Genomic DNA, 3,924 nt, shown 5'->3' on the forward strand with positions numbered 1-3,924 from the left:
GCGTTCTGTTCGCGGATTTGCTTGGCCTGAGCCTGGATATCCGTCAGCTCATCGGCGTGAGCCGAAGTCGCTGCGAAAGCCAGGATGGCCGCTGCAGAGATGAAAGTCCTTTTCACGTAGGTCCCCCAAAATAGGCGCGGCAAAAGGAATACGCCGCGGACTGCTAAAGGTACGGAGCCTCGAATGAGGACTCCTAACGTGAGCGATCCTGCATCACCTCGCTGTGAAATGTTGTCACCCGCGTGCAACACGGATTCACAAGGCGACAAAAAATCATAATATGATTTTGATAATATAAATATTATTTGATCTTATATTCGTATATTTAAGTATCTAAACGTATTTTTATAAAACCAAATTACTGCGGAACTTTTCTCAAAACTTTTTTAAGAATGCTCTGCAAGACAACGCTGCCTGCGAAGAACTTTGCAGCTAGTTGCCTGAAGAGGCAGGGCTGCACTCCTGAACTCTCTTCGATCATTCGCGGCAATTCATTGAACGGCTCGTGTGCAAGCCGATTGATTTCATGAGTCGCCTCGCGCGCGACCGACTTTGCAAACGACTCACATCGCGTCGGCGCGAAAACGCCGTCTCGAACCATGGGGTCCCGGACACCGGTTGTTTGACATGTGAAACGCTGCACGCGCGGGAGAGGTCGAGACGCCTATTCCAGCGGCTCGACCTTTACGATCGACGCGCCGTGGTTGTTGCCGGCCCAAAACGTCACCGGCGTGGTGGAATTGTCGACAAAGACGCGCCGGATATTGGTACTGCGCGGCAGCAGATAATTGATCGCCTCGCCGGTGGCGGGGTTGAGCCGGGTCACCCGGTCGCTCAGCATCGAGCCGGTCCAGGCATCGCCATTCTTGTCGACGACGACATCATAAGGCGCGGACCATTTCGGCGGGATCGGCCATTCCCTGAATTCCTGCTCCCTGGTGTCGAACATGCCGATGCGATCGCCGTGATACTCGCCGAACCACAAGCGGTCCTGCGCATCCATCCAGCCACGGCGCGGCGCTGAATTCGGCGTCGGCGTCTCGTACAGATCGATCTGTCCGGTTTTGGCGTCGATACGACCGATGTGGTGCTGGCGGAAATCGGTGAAGTAGACGTTGTTCTTCGAATCCGGGATCACGTCATAAATATTGTGCGGACCCGACATGCCCTTAAAGGGCTCGAAGGTCTCGAGCTTGCCGGTGGCGATATCGAGCCGATGGATGCCCGCAAAGCCGTTGTTCTGCGCCCATACCTTGCCGTCGACAGCAGCACTTTGGGGGCTGACCATATTGATCTGCGCGGCGTCGATATTCTTGTCACCTTGCAGCGGCCAGAACTTGAAGACCTCGGTCTTCCGATCGAATTCACCGATCGTGGCCTGATACATGTTGCCGAACCAAAGATTGCCCTTCGCATCGCTACGCAGGCCGAGCAGGCCGGTCGGAAAGCCCGGCTTGTGTTCGGGAATGGCAAATTCCGTCAGCTTGCCGGTGCGCGGATCAAGCCTGCCGAGATTCTGCTCGCCGAAGGACGAGAACCAGACGATGCCCTGGTCGTCGACGATCACGTCGTGCGGCTCGATCGTTTCCCGCGGCAGGTCGTATTCGGTGTAGATGACATGCGTCGCCGGCCCGGCCGGGCGTGGCAGGGTCTTCAACTCGAAATTCCAGGTCGGGCGCGCGCTGAGATTGATACTGGCGAGGTAGTCCGCCACCCGGCGATAGACCTGCACACGCTGGTCGCCGCGCTCTTCCCGCATGCGCTCGGCACGGCGCAATTGGGGGTGTATGGGCATGCTCTGATTCACATAGCCCTGCATCCGCGGCAGGATCATCGTCAGGAATTCGTCGGCGGTGTATTTCGAATAGAGCGGACGCGTGAGCATGTGGCAGCCGACGCAATTGAGCAGTTGTCCCTTCTGCGCGTCGGTGCCCGGCATGCTGGAGAGCCATTCAGCGTTCGTCAGTTGCGATGCAATATCTTTCGCCGCGCGCAATTTCAGATCGGCCGTGGAAGTCTTGTCCGCAGCAATCGAGACCTGGGTGGGCCCTTCGAGATCGTAGCCGACTGCACGGATACGCAAGGAATAGTCGCCGGGCTCAAGTCTCGCGGCCGGGAAGCGGTAGTGGCCATCCTTGTCGCTCACCACGGTCGTGGTGATGGTCGAACCTTGCTTCCTGGCGCTGACAAGAACGCCTTCCAGCGCTTCCGGGCCCGCCGTCACCGTCCCCGTCAGCGCGGGCGCTGGCTGCTGCGCGGCCGAAGGGGCGGCGGCAAGGCAGGCAGTGAAACAGGCGACAAGGCAAACGAAGCTCGCGACCACTGAACCGCGCGACATCGGCTTCTCCCGTGCTTTCTGATTGTTGTTGTCGGTTGCGGGCAGTGTAGAGGGCTGTCTTGCGGAAGACTATCGCCAAGGCTAGCGTTCATCGGCCAGGCTGGAATGCGCTTTGCGCACAGGGACGCCAGAACGGGAAAACAAATGAGTATCGACCAAGCCAGAGAGAGTCGACCCAATCTGCCGGGCATTGTCGCTGCGATGTTTCGCAACGCCACCGTCGATCGGGACTACGCGCCTTATGGACTTTTTCTACTGCGGATTTCGCTCGGCTTCGACTGGCTCGTTCACGCCTTCCTCAAGATCCAGCGCGGGATGTACACGCATGAAGCACTGCTGGCGAAGAACGGCATCACGCCGCTACTCGCCTGGCCGACCTTCGGCCTGGAAGTGATCGGCGGGGTCGCGATCCTGCTCGGCTGGTACACAAGGCAATGGGCCGCGTTTCTACTGATCTTCCTCGCCGTGGTGGTGTGGATCAAATGGCCGAACGGTTGGGGCTATTCGCGCCCGGGCGGCGGCTGGGAATATCCGATGCTGTGGCTGGTCGCCCAGACCTCGCTGGCGATCGCCGGCAGCGGCGCCTTCGCGCTGCACGGCTCCAAATCCTGAAATTACTTAACCGAGTGATTGTTGGTATTGACGATCCGGCACTTCCCGGAAGTGCCGGGGGCAGCGTGAGGGTCACGCCGCATACCACGATCAACAATCAGGCGGCCGCCGTGCTCGCGAGATGACCGATCACCAGGCGGTTCAGCGTTTCGACCGACTGGAAGTTTTCCGGCGTGATTTCCGACTGCGGAATGGTGAAATCAAACTCCGCCTCGACGGCGAGCATCAGGTTGACCATGTCCATCGACGTCAAACCGATATCCACCAGCAGCGTCGCCGGATCGAGATCGACGACAATCGCGTTCTGCTTGAGGATAGACTTGACGAGAGCGAGTAGCCTGCTCTGGACTTCGTTAACCGCCTGCATATTCGATACTCACTTGTCGCAATTTTCAGCACCGCTCGCCGAAGGACGAGCCATCGTCACACGCGATTATAATTCCGTAGACCTCTTAAGAATAGTGAATCCCGTTTGAGCCAAATCGTGGTTCCGCTCTTAACACTAACAAGCTTCCATGAAAAACAAGGCTTCGAAACAACGACCGGTTAACTTACATCGTGGAAACGACGATCGTTTACCTCGAATTTCATCGACGCATTTGAATTAAATCCTTAAGCGTAAGAGCCGATCGGAAGTTGTAGCATCGCGCGCTACGCCGATATTTCGCATCGACAACCATCGAGGCAGATCGGCCATGAACGTTCAGCAAACCCATTTTCGCGATCCAGTCACCGAAGAGACTGGCGCTCCCTTCGTTGCCGATCGCAGTTCTTTCCCGCAGAGAATCGCAGCCGTCGTCTCGGCCGCTGCCGCGGATGCCGAAGAGGTCGATCGCGCCGCACGCTTTCCGAAGAAAGCGATCGACGCGGCGCGCGCCCAGCGGCTGCTCGGCGTGCAGATCCCGAAGGCCTTTGGCGGCGATGGCGCATCGATCTTCGATATCACCGACATGTGCTACGCGCTCGGCCGCGCC

Annotated in this window: 4 protein-coding genes; 2 read left to right on the plus strand and 2 right to left on the minus strand. The window is 58.0% G+C overall.

Annotated features, from left to right (window positions below; genetic code table 11):
- Positions 1-664: 664 nt before the first annotated feature.
- Positions 665-2,338 (minus strand): carboxypeptidase regulatory-like domain-containing protein, encoded by a 1,674-nt coding sequence (locus M6D32_RS26100; RefSeq protein WP_298261797.1) that lies wholly within the window; start codon positions 2,336-2,338, stop codon positions 665-667.
- 144 nt (positions 2,339-2,482) lie between these two features.
- Here M6D32_RS26100 and M6D32_RS26105 point away from each other — a divergent pair, with 144 nt between their 5' ends.
- On the plus strand, positions 2,483-2,950 hold the full coding sequence (locus M6D32_RS26105; protein WP_298261799.1) for a DoxX family protein: 468 nt from the start codon (positions 2,483-2,485) through the stop codon (positions 2,948-2,950).
- Between the two features lie 97 nt (positions 2,951-3,047).
- On the opposite strand, the gene M6D32_RS26110 is transcribed toward M6D32_RS26105, so the two are convergent.
- The gene (locus M6D32_RS26110; protein ID WP_298261801.1) at positions 3,048-3,317 is read right to left on the minus strand and encodes a phosphopantetheine-binding protein; all 270 of its coding nucleotides are present in this window, start codon (positions 3,315-3,317) and stop codon (positions 3,048-3,050) included.
- Positions 3,318-3,645: 328 nt separating this feature from the next.
- Between M6D32_RS26110 and M6D32_RS26115 the strand changes: the two genes are divergently transcribed.
- The coding region (locus M6D32_RS26115; protein ID WP_298261803.1) for an acyl-CoA dehydrogenase family protein at positions 3,646-3,924 on the plus strand (279 nt) is incomplete at its 3' end.

The sequence above is a fragment of the Bradyrhizobium sp. genome, assembly GCF_027307225.1.
Lineage (GTDB): Bacteria > Pseudomonadota > Alphaproteobacteria > Rhizobiales > Xanthobacteraceae > Bradyrhizobium.

What these genes read in the sequence shown, in the direction of transcription:
- M6D32_RS26105 (WP_298261799.1), top strand. Translation starts at nt 2,483, where the DNA reads ATGAGTATCGACCAAGCCAGAGAGAGTCGACCCAATCTGCCGGGCATT.
- M6D32_RS26100 (WP_298261797.1), bottom strand. Translation starts at nt 2,338, where the DNA reads ATGTCGCGCGGTTCAGTGGTCGCGAGCTTCGTTTGCCTTGTCGCCTGT.
- M6D32_RS26110 (WP_298261801.1), bottom strand. Translation starts at nt 3,317, where the DNA reads ATGCAGGCGGTTAACGAAGTCCAGAGCAGGCTACTCGCTCTCGTCAAG.